This window comes from Paracoccus sp. MKU1, assembly GCF_001447385.1.
Classification (GTDB): Bacteria; Pseudomonadota; Alphaproteobacteria; order Rhodobacterales; family Rhodobacteraceae; genus Paracoccus.
The window spans coordinates 106,376-121,150 of sequence record NZ_LLWQ01000221.1; the positions used below are offsets into that span (position 1 = coordinate 106,376).

15 protein-coding genes and 1 tRNA gene are annotated in these 14,775 nt (G+C 67.7%); 7 read left to right on the forward strand and 9 right to left on the reverse strand.

The window, feature by feature from the left end; translation table 11 throughout:
• Positions 1 to 25: 25 nt before the first annotated feature.
• Genes AQY21_RS25975 through AQY21_RS25990 form a run of 4 tightly spaced genes read left to right on the forward strand, consistent with a single transcriptional unit; the run spans position 26 to position 5,077 of the window.
• Entirely contained in the window at positions 26 to 1,165 is a 1,140-nt protein-coding gene (locus AQY21_RS25975) for a microcin C ABC transporter permease YejB (protein ID WP_058100469.1), read from the forward strand.
• Positions 1,165 to 2,271 (forward strand): ABC transporter permease, encoded by a 1,107-nt coding sequence (locus tag AQY21_RS25980; protein ID WP_058100470.1) that lies wholly within the window; start codon positions 1,165 to 1,167, stop codon positions 2,269 to 2,271. The genes AQY21_RS25975 and AQY21_RS25980 overlap by 1 nt, the downstream gene beginning before the upstream one ends.
• Positions 2,268 to 3,863, forward strand: coding sequence for an ABC transporter ATP-binding protein (locus AQY21_RS25985; protein WP_058100471.1), 1,596 nt, complete (start codon positions 2,268 to 2,270; stop codon positions 3,861 to 3,863). Before AQY21_RS25980 ends, AQY21_RS25985 begins: the two co-directional genes overlap by 4 nt.
• Positions 3,860 to 5,077, forward strand: a complete 1,218-nt coding sequence (locus tag AQY21_RS25990; protein ID WP_058100472.1) for a glycosyltransferase — start codon at positions 3,860 to 3,862, stop codon at positions 5,075 to 5,077. Before AQY21_RS25985 ends, AQY21_RS25990 begins: the two co-directional genes overlap by 4 nt.
• Here the strand turns inward: AQY21_RS25990 and AQY21_RS25995 are convergent.
• From AQY21_RS25995 to AQY21_RS26020, 6 genes are all read right to left on the reverse strand, one after another.
• A complete protein-coding gene (locus AQY21_RS25995) occupies positions 5,074 to 5,553 on the reverse strand; it encodes a hypothetical protein (protein WP_058100473.1) in 480 nt (159 codons plus the stop codon). The genes AQY21_RS25990 and AQY21_RS25995 overlap by 4 nt on opposite strands.
• A 56-nt stretch (positions 5,554 to 5,609) precedes the next feature.
• The gene (locus AQY21_RS26000) at positions 5,610 to 6,335 is read right to left on the reverse strand and encodes a molecular chaperone DjiA (RefSeq protein ID WP_058100474.1); all 726 of its coding nucleotides are present in this window, start codon (positions 6,333 to 6,335) and stop codon (positions 5,610 to 5,612) included.
• A gap of 62 nt (positions 6,336 to 6,397) precedes the next feature.
• Positions 6,398 to 7,222, reverse strand: a complete 825-nt coding sequence (gene cysW, locus AQY21_RS26005) for a sulfate ABC transporter permease subunit CysW (protein WP_058100475.1) — start codon at positions 7,220 to 7,222, stop codon at positions 6,398 to 6,400.
• A complete protein-coding gene (gene cysT, locus AQY21_RS26010; protein ID WP_058100476.1) occupies positions 7,222 to 8,067 on the reverse strand; it encodes a sulfate ABC transporter permease subunit CysT in 846 nt (281 codons plus the stop codon). The genes cysW and cysT overlap by 1 nt, the downstream gene beginning before the upstream one ends.
• Complete coding sequence (locus AQY21_RS26015; RefSeq protein ID WP_058100477.1) at positions 8,064 to 9,062, reverse strand: sulfate ABC transporter substrate-binding protein; 999 nt, start codon at positions 9,060 to 9,062, stop codon at positions 8,064 to 8,066. Before AQY21_RS26015 ends, cysT begins: the two co-directional genes overlap by 4 nt.
• Positions 9,059 to 10,159: a sulfate/molybdate ABC transporter ATP-binding protein gene (locus tag AQY21_RS26020; RefSeq protein ID WP_058100519.1), complete on the reverse strand. Its 1,101-nt coding sequence runs from the start codon at positions 10,157 to 10,159 to the stop codon at positions 9,059 to 9,061. The genes AQY21_RS26015 and AQY21_RS26020 overlap by 4 nt, the downstream gene beginning before the upstream one ends.
• A 278-nt stretch (positions 10,160 to 10,437) precedes the next feature.
• Between AQY21_RS26020 and AQY21_RS26025 the strand changes: the two genes are divergently transcribed.
• Both AQY21_RS26025 and AQY21_RS26030 read left to right on the forward strand, forming a co-directional pair.
• A complete protein-coding gene (locus tag AQY21_RS26025) occupies positions 10,438 to 10,920 on the forward strand; it encodes a GNAT family N-acetyltransferase (protein WP_058100478.1) in 483 nt (160 codons plus the stop codon).
• A gap of 44 nt (positions 10,921 to 10,964) precedes the next feature.
• Positions 10,965 to 11,041 (forward strand) — tRNA-Arg (locus AQY21_RS26030).
• Between the two features lie 624 nt (positions 11,042 to 11,665).
• On the opposite strand, the gene AQY21_RS26035 is transcribed toward AQY21_RS26030, so the two are convergent.
• Positions 11,666 to 12,100: an iron-sulfur cluster assembly scaffold protein gene (locus tag AQY21_RS26035; protein ID WP_058100479.1), complete on the reverse strand. Its 435-nt coding sequence runs from the start codon at positions 12,098 to 12,100 to the stop codon at positions 11,666 to 11,668.
• 60 nt (positions 12,101 to 12,160) lie between these two features.
• Here AQY21_RS26035 and hisI point away from each other — a divergent pair, with 60 nt between their 5' ends.
• Complete coding sequence (hisI, locus tag AQY21_RS26040) at positions 12,161 to 12,526, forward strand: phosphoribosyl-AMP cyclohydrolase (protein ID WP_058100480.1); 366 nt, start codon at positions 12,161 to 12,163, stop codon at positions 12,524 to 12,526.
• Here the strand turns inward: hisI and gluQRS are convergent.
• Positions 12,508 to 13,353, reverse strand: a complete 846-nt coding sequence (gene gluQRS, locus AQY21_RS26045; RefSeq protein WP_152988344.1) for a tRNA glutamyl-Q(34) synthetase GluQRS — start codon at positions 13,351 to 13,353, stop codon at positions 12,508 to 12,510. The genes hisI and gluQRS overlap by 19 nt on opposite strands.
• Positions 13,350 to 14,690, reverse strand: coding sequence for a methylenetetrahydrofolate--tRNA-(uracil(54)-C(5))-methyltransferase (FADH(2)-oxidizing) TrmFO (gene trmFO / locus AQY21_RS26050; protein ID WP_058100482.1), 1,341 nt, complete (start codon positions 14,688 to 14,690; stop codon positions 13,350 to 13,352). Before trmFO ends, gluQRS begins: the two co-directional genes overlap by 4 nt.
• Between the last annotated feature and the right edge of the window lie 85 nt (positions 14,691 to 14,775).

Here is a 14,775-nt window from a genome sequence, read left to right on the forward strand (position 1 = left end):
GGATCAAGGCGGAGCAAGGGGACGGATGGCAGCCTATATCCTGCGGCGTTTGCTGCTGATCATACCCACGCTGATCGGCATCATGCTGGTCAACTTCACGCTGACGCAATTCGTTCCCGGCGGCCCGATCGAGCAGATCATCGCCCGCGTCCAGGGCGAGGGCGACGCGCTGCGCAACATCACCGGCGGGGCCGGCGAGGCGCCGCAGAACACCGAATATGCCGGCGCCCGCGGCATCCCGCCCGAGCTGCTGGACCAGCTGGAGGTGCAGATGGGCTTTGCCCGCATCGCCTGCACCGCCGCGCATCAAGGCGAGCCGGACTTGAAATCGCCCGACTGCGCCAAGGAAAAGATCGGCGCGGCCGAGCGTTTCCTGATCATGCTGGGCAATTATGTCCGCTTCGATTTCGGCATCAGCTTCTTCCGCTCGATCTCGGTCATCGACCTGGTGCTGGAAAAGATGCCGGTCTCGATCACGCTGGGGCTGTGGTCGACGCTGATCGCCTATCTGATCTCGATCCCGCTGGGCATCCGCAAGGCGGTCAGGAACGGCACGCCCTTCGACACCTGGACCTCGGGCGCGATCATCGTCGGCTATGCCATCCCGGCCTTTCTGTTCGCGGTGCTGCTGATGGTGCTGTTCGCCGGCGGCAGCTACTGGCAGATCTTCCCGTTGCGCGGCCTCACCTCGGACAACTGGGCCGATCTGAGCCTGTGGGGCAAGGTCAAGGACTATCTGTGGCACATCGCCCTGCCGGTGACGGCCACCACCATCTCCAGCTTTGCCACGCTGACGCTCTTGACCAAGAACAGCTTCCTGGACGAGATCAACAAGCAATATGTGATGACCGCCCGCGCCAAGGGCCTGACCGAGGGCCGGGTGCTTTACGGCCATGTCTTCCGCAACGCCATGCTGATCGTGATCGCCGGGTTTCCCTCGATGTTCCTGGGCGTGTTCTTCGGCTCCTCGATCCTGATCGAGACGATCTTCTCGCTCGACGGGCTGGGCCGGCTGGGCTTCGAGGCGGCGGTGCAGCGCGACTATCCGGTGATCTTCGGCACGCTTTACGTCTTTGGCCTGCTGGGCCTGCTGGTCGGCATCCTGTCGGACCTGATGTATGTGCTGGTCGATCCGCGCATCGACTTCGAGCGGAGGGCCGGCTGATGGCGATGACCGAGCTGAACCGGCGCCGGCTGCGCAATTTCCGCCGCAACAAGCGCGCCTTCTGGTCGCTGATCGTCTTCACGATCCTGTTCGTCGCCTCGCTGTTCGCGGAGCTGATCGCCAACGACAAGCCGATCCTGGTCAGCTACAGGGGCGAGCTGCATTTCCCGGTCTATCGCTTCTATCCCGAGACCGCCTTCGGCGGCGATTTCGGCACCGAGGCGATCTATACCGACCCGGGCGTGCAATGCCTGATCCGCACCGGCGGGCGGCAGGAATGCTGGGACGACCCCGAGGCCACCGAGCGCGAGGCGCGCGAAACCGGCATGGTCGCGGGCGAGACGGTCGAGCGGGGCTGGATGCTCTGGCCGCCGATCCCCTATCACTACCGCACCATCAATAATGTCGGCACCGCCCCCAGCGCGCCCGATGCGGCGCATTGGCTGGGCACCGACGACACGGCGCGCGACGTGCTGGCGCGGGTGATCTATGGCTTCCGCCTGTCGATCCTGTTCACGCTGATCGTGACCGTGGTCGCCTCGCTGCTGGGCATCGCGGCGGGTGCGGTGCAGGGCTATTTCGGCGGCAGGACCGACCTGGTGTTCCAGAGATTGCTTGAGATATGGGGGTCAACCCCTTCTCTTTACGTGATTATCATCCTGTTCGCGATCCTGGGGCGAAGTTTCTGGCTGCTGGTCTTCGTCTCGATCCTGTTCGGCTGGCCGGCGCTGGTCGGCGTGGTGCGGGCCGAGTTCCTGCGGGCGCGCAACTTCGAATATGTCCGGGCGGCGCGGGCGCTGGGGGTGTCCGATCGGGTCATCATGTTCCGCCATATCCTGCCCAATGCCATGGTGGCGACGCTGACCATGCTGCCCTTCGTCGTCACCGGCACCATCTCGTCGCTGGCGGCGCTGGACTATCTGGGCTACGGCTTGCCCAGTTCTGCCCCCTCGCTGGGCGAGCTGGCCTTGCAGGCCAAGCAGAACCTGCAAGCGCCCTGGCTGGGCTTCACCGCCTTCTTCAGCTTCGCCATCATGCTGTCGCTGCTGGTGTTCATCTTCGAGGGCGTGCGCGACGCCTTCGACCCAAGAAAGACCTTTCGATGACGCCGGTTCTGGAAGTCAGCGACCTGCGGGTGGGGTTCCGGCAGGACGGGCAGCTTGCGCCCGCCGTCAAGGGCGTCAGCTTTACCGTCGGCAAGGGCGAGACGGTGGCGCTGGTCGGCGAATCCGGCTCGGGCAAGTCGGTCACGGCGCTTTCGACCGTGCGGCTGCTGGGCGAGGCGGCGGAGGTTTCGGGCTCGGTCCGCTATGCCGGGCGCGAATTGCTGGGCGCGGCCGAGCCGGAACTGCGCCGGGTGCGCGGCAACGACATCAGCTTCATCTTCCAGGAGCCGATGACCTCGCTGAACCCGCTGCACACGCTGGAGCGGCAGCTGGCCGAAAGCCTGGCGCTGCACCAGGGGCTGCGGGGCGCGGCGGCGCGGGCGCGGATCATCGAGCTGCTGACCCGCGTCGGCATCCGCGACCCGGAAACGCGGCTGGCCGATTACCCGCACCAGCTGTCCGGCGGCCAGCGCCAGCGGGTGATGATCGCCATGGCGCTGGCGAACGGGCCGGAGCTGCTGATCGCCGACGAGCCGACGACGGCGCTGGACGTGACCATCCAGGCGCAGATCATGGAGCTGCTGGCGGAACTCAAGGCCGCCGAGGGCCTGTCGATGCTGTTCATCAGCCACGATCTCGGCCTGGTGCGCCGCATCGCCGACCGGGTCTGCGTGATGAAGGGCGGCGAGATCGTCGAGCAGGGGCCGGTCGAACAGATCTTCGCCCATCCGCAACACGAATATACCCGCATGCTGCTGGCGGCCGAGCCCAAGGGTCGCGCCGACCCGATCACCGGGGAGGCGCCGCAGATCGTGGCGACCCAGGACCTCAAGGTCTGGTTTCCGATCCAGCGCGGCTTCCTGCGCCGCACCGTCGGCCATGTGAAGGCGGTGAACGGCGCCACCATCTCGGTCCGCGCCGGCGAAACCTTGGGCATCGTCGGCGAATCCGGCTCGGGCAAGACCACGCTGGCGCTGGCGATCATGCGGCTGATCGAAAGCGACGGGCCGATCCTCTACATGGGCCGCGACATCTCGAAAGTGCCGGGCCGGGCGCTGCGCGGGCTGCGGCGGGACATGCAGATCGTGTTCCAGGATCCCTATGGCAGCCTGTCGCCGCGCATGACCATCGAGCAGATCATCTCCGAGGGTCTGGGCGTGCATGGCATCGAGCCCGGCCGCAACCGCCGCGAGATGGTCGATGCGATCATGCGCGAGGTGGGCCTCGACCCCGCCACCATGCACCGCTATCCGCATGAGTTCAGCGGCGGCCAACGCCAGCGCATCGCCATCGCCCGGGCCATGATCCTGAACCCCAAGCTGGTGGTGCTGGACGAGCCGACCAGCGCGCTGGACATGACCGTGCAGGTGCAGATCGTCGAGCTTTTGCGGCGGTTGCAGCGCAAGCACGGGCTCGCCTATCTGTTCATCAGCCACGACCTGCGCGTGGTGCGCGCCATGTCGCACCAGATCATGGTCATGCGTGCCGGCGAAGTGGTCGAGCAGGGATCGACCCAGGCGGTCTTCGACAATCCGCAAAGCGACTATACGCGCCGGCTGATCGAGGCGGCGTTTCTTACGGCCATTGCATGAAGATCCTGTTCGTCCACCAGAATTTCCCGGCCCAGTTCCTGCATCTGGCGCCGGCCCTGGCGGCGCGCGGCCATGATGTCCTGGCGCTGACCGACGAAAAGAACGCGCGGCCCTCGCCGGTCCGGGTGGTGCGCTACAAGGCGCCGGGCGAGCTGAACCTGCCACCGATGCTGGGCCGCACTTTCAGCGAGATGGCCGAGCGCGGCTGGCTGGCCGCGCGCGGCTGCCGGGCGCTGCGCGACCGTCACGGCTATACGCCCGACGTGATCTTCGGCCATAGCGGCTGGGGCGAGACGCTGTTCCTGCGCGAGATCTGGCCCGATGCGAAGCTGCTGGTCTATGCCGAACTGATGTATCGCACGCGCGGCCATGATGTCGGTTTCGACCCCGAGATCAGCCCGGACAGCGACGAGGGGCGGGTCGGCACCGTCGCGCGTTCGGCGCATCTGATCCAGGGGCTGGTGCAGGCCGATGCCGGGCTGGCGCCGACCGAATACCAGGCGGACTCGTTTCCGCCCGAGCTGCGCGGCAAGCTGACGGTCATCCATGACGGCATCGACACGCTGAAGGTCTGTCCCAATCCGCAGGCCGAATTCCTGCTGCCCGACGGATGCAAGCTGCGGGCGGGGGACGAAGTCCTGACCTATGTCTCGCGCTCGCTCGAGCCCTATCGCGGCTTTCACCGCTTCATGCGCGCGCTGCCCGAGGTGCTGCGGGCGCGGCCGAATGCGCAGGTGGTGCTGGTCGGCGGCGACGGGGTCAGCTATGGCGGCCTGCCCAAGGACGCGGCCGGCTGGAAGGAAAAGCTGCTGGCCGAGCTCGAAGGGCGGCTGGACCTTTCGCGTATCCATTTCATGGGCCGCGTGCCCTATCCGCAATACCTGGCGCTGTTGCAGGTCAGCCGGGTGCATTGCTACCTGACCTATCCCTTCGTGCTGAGCTGGTCGCTGACCGAGGCGATGGCGGCGGGCTGCTATATCGTCGGCTCGGATACCGAGCCGGTGCGCGAGCTGCTCCGCGACGGCGAGAACGGCCGGCTGGTGCCGTTCTTCGACCAGCCGGCGCTGGAGGCGGCGCTGATCCGCGGGCTGACCGGAGATCCCGATGCCGCGCGGCTGCAAGCGGCGGCGCGCCAGACCATCCTGCAAGCCTATGACCTGCACCGGCACAGCCTGCCGCGGCTGATCGACTGGGTCGAGGGCTTCGCACCCTAAAGCTCGATCTCACTTTCCGGGTTGCGTTCAGGCAGCGGCGTTTCGGGGGTGTCAGGCAGTGGGTTCAGGCGCGGATCGTCCTCGGGCGCGGGGCGCAGCATGTCGCGCAGTGTATCGCCGACCGGCGGCGGTGGCGGCGCATCGGCGCGGCGGCGGATCAGGATGTCGCCGTTTTCCAGCCGCTCGGGCGCCTGATAGTTGCGCACATCGTCCATCAGCTTGCCGATATCCTCGAACACCGGCGCGACCGCGCCCAGCGTATCGCCCAGATCGCGGCCCAGCCGGTCCAGATGCGGCTCGGCCCGCTCCAGCAGGTTGCGCATGAAATTCTCGAGCCCGCGTTCCAGCATATCGGCTTCAGGCGCGGCCTGACCGTCGGGCGGCGGTTCGTCCGCAAGCGGCGGCTCATAATCCTGCGCCATGGCGGCGGGCGCCATGATCGCGCAGAGGATCGCGGGGACAAGGAGATTGCGCATGGGCCGGTCCTTCGGCTGTTCGCAGGGGAAACGGGCGCCGGGGCGGGCGGGTTCCCTCAGGCCGGGCGCAGGCGGTGCATGTTGCGGAAGTTTTCCCATGCCTCGTTCAGCGCCCGCGTGCGGGCCTCGGCCAAGCGGATCGCCTCGGGTGGCAGGCCGCGGGCCAGGGCGCGGTCGGGATGGCTTTCGCGCACCAGTTCGCGCCAGCGCCGGCGGGCCTCGGGCAGCGGCGTGTCCGGCGTCACGCCCAGCACCTCGCAAGAGGGGCAGCCCTGCCGGCGGTCGTGGCGGGCGCGGATCGCCGCCACCTGCTCGGCCGGCAGGCCGAAGATGCGCGCCACCTCGTCGATGAAGACGATTTCGGCTTCGTGCAGGTCGGTATCGGCAACGGCGATGATGAACAGCCCCTCGACCACATCGGCCAGCACCGGGTCGCCCGGGGGAAACATGCGGGCGATGCGCCGCGCCCAGGCGTCGAAGCCGGCCACGTCCTGCCGCGCCAGGTCGAAGACGCGGGCGGCGTTCTTTTCCTCGGAGCGCGGGATGATGAAGACGCGGCGAAAGGCCGCCACCTCGGACCGGGCCACGGCGCCGTCGGCCTTGGCGAGCTTGGCCCCCAGCGCGATCACCGCGATGGTGAAGGCCACGGATTTCTCGGGCGGGGTGGCTGGGCGGCGCGCGCCGACGATCGCCGCCAGCCGGTCGGCGATGCGCTGCCAAAAGCTGCGCGGCTTCGGCAGTTCGGGGCAGGGCTGTTTCTGGTCCTTGATCGCGGCGTCCATGGCGTGCAGCCTAGGCGGGGTGGCGGGTCAAGTCCACTGACATTCCCGCCAGTTACGAGGCGTTATCTGCGGCTTTCCAGAGCGGCCTTCACCACCAGCACCACCAGCGCGATGACGGTCAGCGTCGAGGCGGCGGCAAAGGCGCCGGTGGTGTTGAGGTCGTTGAACATCAGCTCGATCTGCAAGGGCAGGGTGTTGGTCTGGCCGCGGATCGAGCCCGAAACCACCGAGACGCCGCCGAACTCGCCCACCGCGCGGGCCGTGCACAGCACCGCGCCGTAAAGCAGCGCCCAGCGGATATTGGGCAGGGTGACGCGGGAAAACACCTGCCAGCCGCGCGCGCCCAGCGTGACCGCCGCCTGCTCCTGCTCGGATCCCTGGGCCTGCATCAGCGGCAGCACCTCGCGCACTACGAAGGGGGCGGTGACGAACATGGTGACCAGCACGATGCCGGGCAGGGCAAACATCACCTTCAGGTCATGCGCGGCCAGCCAGGGGCCCAGCAGGCCCTGCCGGCCGTAAAGCAGCAGATAGCAGATGCCGGCGATGATCGGCGAGATCGAGAAGGGGATCTCGATCAGCACCATCAGCAGCTTGCGCCCCGGAAAGCGGAAGCGGGCGATGGCCCAGGCGGCGGCGATGCCGAAGGCGATGTTGACCGGCACCACGATCACCGCGACCACCGTGGTCAGCCAGATCGCATGCAGGACCAGCGGGTCGGCGATGTTTGCCAGATAGACCGCCCAGCCCTCGGCGAAGGCGCGCCAGAAGATGAAGGCCAGCGGCGCCACGACGAAGATCGCCGTCAGCGCGAAGGCCAGCCCGATCAGCAAGCGCGGCACGGCGCGGCTTTGGCCGGGGGCGTGGGTGAGTGCGACGGTGCTCATCACCGGGCCTCCAGATGGCGGGCGGCGCGGAACTGGATCAGGTTCGACAGCGCCAGCAGGATCAGCGCAATGAGCAGCAGCACCAGCGCAATGGCGGCGGCGCCCTGGTAGTCGTATTCCTCGAGCCGGATGAAGGCCAGCAGCGCCGCGATCTCGGTCTTGAAGGGCAGGTTGCCGGCGATGAACACCACGGCGCCGAACTCGCCCAAGCTGCGGGCGAAGGCCACGGTCGAGCCCGCCAGCCAGGCCGGCAGGATCGCCGGCAGCACCACGCGGCGGAAGATGGCGAAGGGCCGGGCGCCCAGCGTCATCGCCGCCTGCTCCAGCGCCGGGTCCAGATCCTCCAGAACCGGCTGGATCGCGCGCACCACGAAGGGGATCGAGGTGAAGGTCATCGCCAGAATCACGCCGCCCAGCGTATAGACCAGCTCGATCCCCGCCCCGGTCAGCGGCGCGCCGAACCAGCCGTTCGCCGAATAAAGCGCGGTCAGCGAGATGCCCGCGACCGCGGTCGGCAGGGCGAAGGGAATGTCCATCAGCGCGTCCAGGATGCGCTTGCCGGGAAAGTCGTAGCGCGTCAGCACCCAGGCCATCAGAAGCCCGTAGAAGGCGTTGAAGACGGTGGCCGCGGCGGCGGCGGTCAGCGTCACCCGCAGAGCCGCCAGCGTGCGCGGCGCGGTGACGATGGCCCAGAACCGCGCCGGCCCGATCTCGGCCCCTTTCAGGACCAGCGCCACTACCGGGATCAGGATCACCAGCGCGACGTAAAGCAGCGTCGTGCCGAGGCTCAGCGAGAACCCCGGCAAGACGCGTTTCGCGCGGATGGGCGCGGCGGCGGCGCTCATTGGTTGACGAAGACCTTGTCGAGGATGCCGCCCTCGGCCAGATGCTCCTCTTGCACCTTCTGCCAGCCGCCGAAGACCTCGTCGACGGTCAGCAGCTTCACCTCGGGGAACTCGGCGGCGTATTTCGCCGTCACCGCCTCGTCGGTGGTGCGATAGTGGTTCTCGGCCAGCGTCTCCTGCGCCTGGGCGCTATAGAGCCAGTTGAGATATTCCGTCGCAACCTCGGTGGCGCCGTTCTTCTCGGCATTTTCGCTGACCACCGCGACCGGGAAGGCGGCGAAAAGGCTGGTCGCCGGGGTCACGGCCTCGAAGCCCTGGGCCTCGTATTGCTTGGCGATGCCCTTGGTCTCGGCCTCGAAGGTGATCAGCACGTCGCCGATGTTGCGCTCGGCGAAGGTCTGGGTGGCGGCGCGGCCGCCGGTGTCGAAGACCGGCACGTTGGCGAAGATCTTGCCGACGAATTCCTGCGCCTTCTCGGGCGTGCCGCCCTCTTGCGTCAGGGCATAGGCATAGGCGGCCAGATAGGTATAGCGGCCGTTGCCGCTGGTCTTGGGGTTCGGGAACACCGCCTGCACGTCGTCGCGCGCCAGATCCGACCAGTCCTTGATCCCCTTTGGGTTGCCCTCGCGCACCAGGAAGGCGGGCAGCGAGTAATAGGGCGAGGCGCCGTTCGGCAGGGCCTCGCGCCAGTCTTCGGCCACCAGCCCGTTCTGCGCCAGCACATCCACGTCGGTTTCCTGGTTGAAGGTCACCACATCGGCCGGCAGCCCCTCGAGGATCGCGCGCGCCTGTTTCGACGAGCCGCCATGGCTTTGGTCGATGGTCACGTCGCGGCCGGTCTTGTCCTTCCAATGGGCCTGGAATTCGGGGTTCAGCGCCTCGAACAGCTCGCGGGCGATGTCATAGCTGACGTTCAGGATCTTGTCCTGGGCCAGCGCCGGGCTGCTGCCCAGCATCAGGGCCAGCGCGGCGACGTGAAGCTTGCGGATCATCATAGGCTTTTCTCCTTGCGGGGGAATTCGGTAGCGGCGGCCTGAGGCGGCAGGGTGCGGGGGCCGGGAAAGATCGTGCCCGCCTCGGGGCGCAGGTTGACGCGGGCGCCGGGGACCAAGCCCTGCGCCTCGGGCGCGCGGCGGGGCAGGTCGATGCCGAACCGGCTGGTTCCGTCGGTCAGGTCCAGCCGCAGCAGGGCGCCGTTGCTGGTGCGATGGGTGATCTGCCAGCGCCCGGCGGGATCGGCCAGGGGCGTCACATCGGCGGGGCGCAGGAACAGCGTCGCCGGCCCGTCGGGCAGGGCGCGTCGGGGCAGGCGGCTGCTGTCCAGCCCCGGCGCTTCGGCCCGGCCGGCTTGCAGCGTGACCGGCAATTCGATGGTCGCGCCCATGAAGCGGGCCACGAAGGGACTGGCGGGGTGGTCGTGGATCTGGTCGGCATTGCCGATCTGCTCGATCCGGCCCTCGCCCATCACCACGACGCGGTCGGCCAGTTCGAAGGCCTCCTCCTGGTCATGGGTGACGAAGATCGTGGTCGAGCCGGTCTCGTCATGCACCTCGCGCAGCCAGGCGCGCAGGTCGCGGCGCACGGCGGCGTCCAAGGCCCCGAAGGGCTCGTCGAGCAGCAGCACCGTGGGCTCGATGGCCAGCGCCCGGCCAAGGGCGACGCGCTGGCGCTGCCCGCCCGAAAGCTGCGCCGGATAGCGGTCGCCCAGATGCGCGATTTGCAGGAATTCCAGCAGTCGATCCACCTTGGCCGCGATCACCGCCTTGCCGGGTCGCTGCGCGCGCGGGCGCACGGTCAGGCCGAAGGCAATGTTGTCGCGCACGCTCATATGCGGAAACAGCGCGTAATGCTGAAAGACGAAGCCGATGCGGCGGTCCTGCGCCGCCAGATGCAGCCAGTCCGCGCCATGCACCACCAGCCCGCCCGAATTCGGCCATTCCAGCCCGGCGATGATCTTCAGCAGCGTGGTCTTGCCCGAGCCGGAGGGCCCGAGCAGCGCCACCAGCTCGCCCGATTCGATGGTCAGATCGATGCCGCGCAGCACCGCGGTGCCGTCGAAGCTCTTGGTCATGTGCTCGATGACGATGGACATGGCGCCTCCGTTTCCGAGCCAGAGGTAACGGGCCGGCCGGGGCCCGGCAAGGCGGTCGGGCTTCTGCTGCATGGGCGGGCGGCGAATGTTTTCCCAAGGCTGGCCGGGCGGCGGACCGCTTTTCCCCTCGCGCCCGGCCCGGCGCGGAAAGCGTCCGGGCGGCGACAGGCTGTCGGGCGCATTCATCCTTATTTTTCATGCCGCCGCGGTAGGCGGGGCTTCGCAATCCCGCAGGCCGCTGCTAGGGTCCGGCGCGCGACGAAAAGGAAGGCGGGACGATGGATGACGGGGCTCTGGTGATCGGGCGGGAAAGCCCCTTGGGCGAGGACCTGGCGCTGCTGTTTCAGCGCCACACCGCCGACATGCATGCCGACACGCCGCCGGAATCGATCCACATGCTGCCGCGCGCCGCCCTGGAGGGGCCGGAGATCGCCTTTTTCGTACTGCGCGAGGCCGGCCTGCCGGTCGGCATGGGCGCGGTCAAGCGCATCGCCCCCGATCATGGCGAGATCAAGTCCATGCATGTCCTGGCCGAAGCCCGCGGCCGCGGCCATTCCCGCCGCATGCTTCAGGCGCTGATCGACCACGCCCGGTCCGAGGGCATGGCGCGGCTGAGTCTGGAGACCGGGGTGCAGCCCACCTTCATCGCCGCGCGAGGGCTGTATACCCGGGCGGGTTTCGTCGAATGCCTGCCCTTTGGCGATTACCAGCCTGACTCGAACAGCGTCTTCATGACGATTGACCTGCGCGGTTCGGATTGAACGGTTGATTCAGCCGCGATCCTGCGCCATGACTGCCGCCATGCGGCCCCGTAGCTCAACTGGATAGAGCAAGCGCCTTCTAAGCGCTAGGTTCCGGGTTCAAGTCCTGGCGGGGTCGCCACTCCACCCTATGCGTTTGATTACAGGCTATAAATCGTAATCGTTCGATCTGCGGGGCATCAGGGCCGCGAACCGGGCGATAGAGAATGTCGACCGGCCGGGCGCCGGTTTTTCTTCGAAGATATCGGCGACAAGCCCCATGCTGCCTCAACCGCGTCAGAAGGAGGTTCTCGGGCCGAAGCAGCCGCGGAATCGCGCCCGCAGGCCGGACCGCGTGGCGGCGATGCCCTGCGTTGCGGCCAGAGTCGTCGCGCAGGGCGAAGGGAACGCCTCATTCATCGTACGTGCAGATGTTCGCACGATGTTCTTAAAAAGTTCTTTACTTTGCTGGCGAGTCGTGAGAACAAATCATAAACAACCCGTGGAGAGACCTCATGACTCGCGAATCCCTCTCTGACCTGCTCGGCACCATTGCGATTTCGGTGACCGCGATCATCCTGTTTTCGCTGCCCTCGATCCTGGCAGCCTGATCCTCCCTCCCTGCTTACTGCCCCGCGCAATCGACGGCCCTTCGCCTGGGGCCGAAACCTTCCCCCGGACGATCATGCGCGCAACTGCCGGTCCCTCGCGGGCCGGCTTTTCTTTTTTCGCCTCCGGCGGGGGTATTTGGGCAACAGAGAAGCGGTCAGGCCGAGGCGTCGATGGCGTCCAGGAGCGCCTCCCAGGCCAGCAGGATCGAGGCGTGGCGGTTCGGGAATTCGCGGGCGGGCAGCAGGGCCTCGAGTTCCTCGAAGGGCGCGGCGGGGGCGGGGCCGTCCGATTTCAGCATGGCCTGCAATTCGTCACGGGCGCGCGCTATCTCATCGCGCGAGCGGCCGAGCGCGGCGCGGCCCAGCACCCCGGCCGAGGCCTGGCCCAGGGCGCAGGCCCGCACCTCCTGCGCGAAATCGGCGATGCGGCCGTCCTGCATCGCCACATGTGCCGTCACCGAGGAGCCGCATTGCGGCGAGCGGCGATGGGCGCTGCCCGTCGCATGGTCGAGCTTGCCCAGATGCGGGATGTCCGAGGCCAGCGCCAGGATGCGCCGAGAATAGAGCTGCATCAGGTCGCTGTCGGACATGGCCTTTTCCCTTGCTGCCGTCGGGTCTAGATAGGTGCGGTGCAGCCGAAAGGAAAGCCGATGTTCGACCCCGCCAGCCTGAAATATGACGCGAACGGCCTGATTCCCGCCATCGCGCAGGATCATCAGAGCGGCGAAGTGCTGATGATGGCCTGGATGAACGCGGAAGCCGTGCAGCAGACGCTGGATACCGGGCGGGTGACATATTGGTCCCGCTCGCGCCAGAGCTTCTGGGTCAAGGGCGAAAGCTCGGGTCACGTGCAGAAGCTGGTCGAACTGCGGGTGGATTGCGACCGGGACTGCCTGCTGCTGCTGGTTGATCAGCATGGGCCGGCCTGCCATACCAATCGGCGGAGCTGCTTTTACACCGCCATCCGCGGGGGAGAGGAGGTCGTCATCATGGCGCCTCAGAACCCCAGCGATTGACGGATCTGTTCGGCGCTGACGCCCTCGTCGCGGAACAGCTTGAGCGCTCGCGCGTCGTCGCGCTTGGCGAGCCGCTTGCCATGCTCGTCGCGGATCAGGCGGTGGTGGTGATAGCGCGGCACCGGCAGATCAAGCAATTCCTGAAGAACGATGTGGATCCACGTTGAATCCAGGAGATCTTTTCCGCGCGTCACTAAGGTGATGCCCTGGGCAGCGTCGTCCACCACCACCGCGAGGTGATAGCTGGTGCCCATGCCACGCCGCGCCAGCACCACGTCGCCGACGCCGGTGGTGAAATCCCGCGCCGCCAGCCGATACGGTAGGCCGGGCGCGATATTTTCGTCGAGAAAGGCGATCACGTCGAGGCCGAGATGCTCGAGCGCGCGGGCCGCGTTCAGGCGGATTGCGTCCTGCGGCCCGGCATCCGCCATGTGGCGGTGGCGGCAGGTGCCGGGATAGACCGGGCCGTCGGGGCCGATCGCCGGCGCGGCGCCCTCTTGCGGGGCCGAGAGCGCGGCGCGGATATCGGCGCGGCGGCAGCGGCAGGGATAGGTCAGGCCAAGCGCCGAAAGCCGGTCGAGCGCCGCCTGATAGGCGGGCAGGCGTTCGGACTGGCGCATGACCGGCTGCGGCCAGTCGAGGCCCAGCCAGTGCAGGTCCTCGGCGATCAGCGCCTCGTATTCCGGGCGGCAGCGGCTTTGGTCGATATCCTCGATGCGCAGCAGGAACTGGCCGGGATCGGCCAGCCGCGCCGCGGTCAGCGCCGCGAAGGCATGGCCCAGATGCAGCGGGCCGGTCGGCGAGGGGGCGAACCGCGTTCGGTTCAACTTTTCCCCGCAAGCCATTGCTGGAAATCGGCTTTCGCCCGATCCGTATAGGCCGGGTAGCGGTCCTTGCGCCCCTTGCGGCCGCCGCGCATCGCGTCCAGCGGCGGGTAGAGGCCGAAATTCACGTTCATCGGCTGGAAGGTTTTCGCATCCGCGCCGCCGGTGATGTGGTTGACCAGCGCACCCATCGAGGTGGTGGCGGGCGGCGGGGCCAGGTCGTGCCCCAGCGCCTCGGCTGCGGCCATGCGGCCGGCGAGCAGGCCCATGGCAGCGGATTCGACATAGCCCTCGACCCCCGTCACCTGGCCGGCGAAGCGCAGGTTCGGCCGCGCGCGCAGTCGCAGCCGGTCGTCGATCAGCCGCGGCGAATTCAGGAAACTGTTGCGATGGATGCCGCCCAGCCGGGCGAAACTGGCGTTCTGCAATCCGGGAATACGCCGGAAAACATCTACTTGCGCGCCATATTTCATCTTGGTCTGGAAGCCGACGATATTATAGAGCGTCCCCAGCGCATTGTCGCGGCGCAGCTGCACCACGGCATGGGGCTTTTCGGTCGGGTTATGGGCATTGGTCAGGCCGACCGGCTTCATCGGCCCGTGGCGCAGCGTGTCGCGGCCGCGCTCGGCCATAACCTCGATCGGCAGGCAGCCGTCGAAATAGCCGGCGGTCTCGCCTTCGTGGAATTCGGTCTTGTCGGCGGCGAGCAGGGCGTCGATGAAGCCCTCGTAATCTTCGCGCGTCATCGGGCAGTTGATATAGGCGGTGCGCTCTTCCTCGGTCTCGCCCTTGTCGTAGCGGCTTTGCCGCCAACAGATCGACATGTCGATGCTCTCGGCATGGACGATGGGGGCGATGGCGTCGAAGAAGGCCAGCGAGCCTTCCCCGGTCAGGCTGCGGATCGACCGGCCGAGCGCCTCGGAGGTCAGCGGGCCGGTGGCGACGATCCAGCGCCCCTCGGCAGGCAGCTCGCGGATCTCGCCCGGTTGGAAGCTGACCAGCGGCTCGTCGCGCAGCGCCTGCGTCACGGCCTGCGAGAAGGCATCGCGGTCGACGGCCAGCGCGCCGCCGGCGGGCAGGCGGTGGCGGTCGGCCATGGCCATGATGAGGCCGCCCGCCGCCCGCATCTCCCAATGCAGCTGGCCGACGGCATTCATGCGGTTGTCGTCCGAGCGGAAGCTGTTCGAGCAGACCATCTCGGCGCAATCGCCGGTGCGGTGGGCGAAGGTCGCGACCTGGGGCCGCATCTCGTGCAGCACCACCGGCACGCCGGCGCGGGCGATCTGCCAGGCAGCCTCGGACCCGGCAAGGCCGGCGCCGATGATATGGATCGGTTCCATGCTTTTCCCCTTCGCATCAGGCGCGATGTCCTAGCAATCGCCGGGCATGACGGCAAGAGAAAGGGCGGCGCCCGCAGGGGTGCCG

What these genes read in the sequence shown, in the direction of transcription:
- AQY21_RS25975 (WP_058100469.1), top strand. Translation starts at nt 26, where the DNA reads ATGGCAGCCTATATCCTGCGGCGTTTGCTGCTGATCATACCCACGCTG.
- AQY21_RS25980 (WP_058100470.1), top strand. Translation starts at nt 1,165, where the DNA reads ATGGCGATGACCGAGCTGAACCGGCGCCGGCTGCGCAATTTCCGCCGC.
- AQY21_RS25985 (WP_058100471.1), top strand. Translation starts at nt 2,268, where the DNA reads ATGACGCCGGTTCTGGAAGTCAGCGACCTGCGGGTGGGGTTCCGGCAG.
- AQY21_RS25990 (WP_058100472.1), top strand. Translation starts at nt 3,860, where the DNA reads ATGAAGATCCTGTTCGTCCACCAGAATTTCCCGGCCCAGTTCCTGCAT.
- AQY21_RS25995 (WP_058100473.1), bottom strand. Translation starts at nt 5,553, where the DNA reads ATGCGCAATCTCCTTGTCCCCGCGATCCTCTGCGCGATCATGGCGCCC.
- AQY21_RS26000 (WP_058100474.1), bottom strand. Translation starts at nt 6,335, where the DNA reads ATGGACGCCGCGATCAAGGACCAGAAACAGCCCTGCCCCGAACTGCCG.
- cysW (WP_058100475.1), bottom strand. Translation starts at nt 7,222, where the DNA reads ATGAGCACCGTCGCACTCACCCACGCCCCCGGCCAAAGCCGCGCCGTG.
- cysT (WP_058100476.1), bottom strand. Translation starts at nt 8,067, where the DNA reads ATGAGCGCCGCCGCCGCGCCCATCCGCGCGAAACGCGTCTTGCCGGGG.
- AQY21_RS26015 (WP_058100477.1), bottom strand. Translation starts at nt 9,062, where the DNA reads ATGATGATCCGCAAGCTTCACGTCGCCGCGCTGGCCCTGATGCTGGGC.
- AQY21_RS26020 (WP_058100519.1), bottom strand. Translation starts at nt 10,159, where the DNA reads ATGTCCATCGTCATCGAGCACATGACCAAGAGCTTCGACGGCACCGCG.
- AQY21_RS26025 (WP_058100478.1), top strand. Translation starts at nt 10,438, where the DNA reads ATGGATGACGGGGCTCTGGTGATCGGGCGGGAAAGCCCCTTGGGCGAG.
- AQY21_RS26035 (WP_058100479.1), bottom strand. Translation starts at nt 12,100, where the DNA reads ATGTCCGACAGCGACCTGATGCAGCTCTATTCTCGGCGCATCCTGGCG.
- hisI (WP_058100480.1), top strand. Translation starts at nt 12,161, where the DNA reads ATGTTCGACCCCGCCAGCCTGAAATATGACGCGAACGGCCTGATTCCC.
- trmFO (WP_058100482.1), bottom strand. Translation starts at nt 14,690, where the DNA reads ATGGAACCGATCCATATCATCGGCGCCGGCCTTGCCGGGTCCGAGGCT.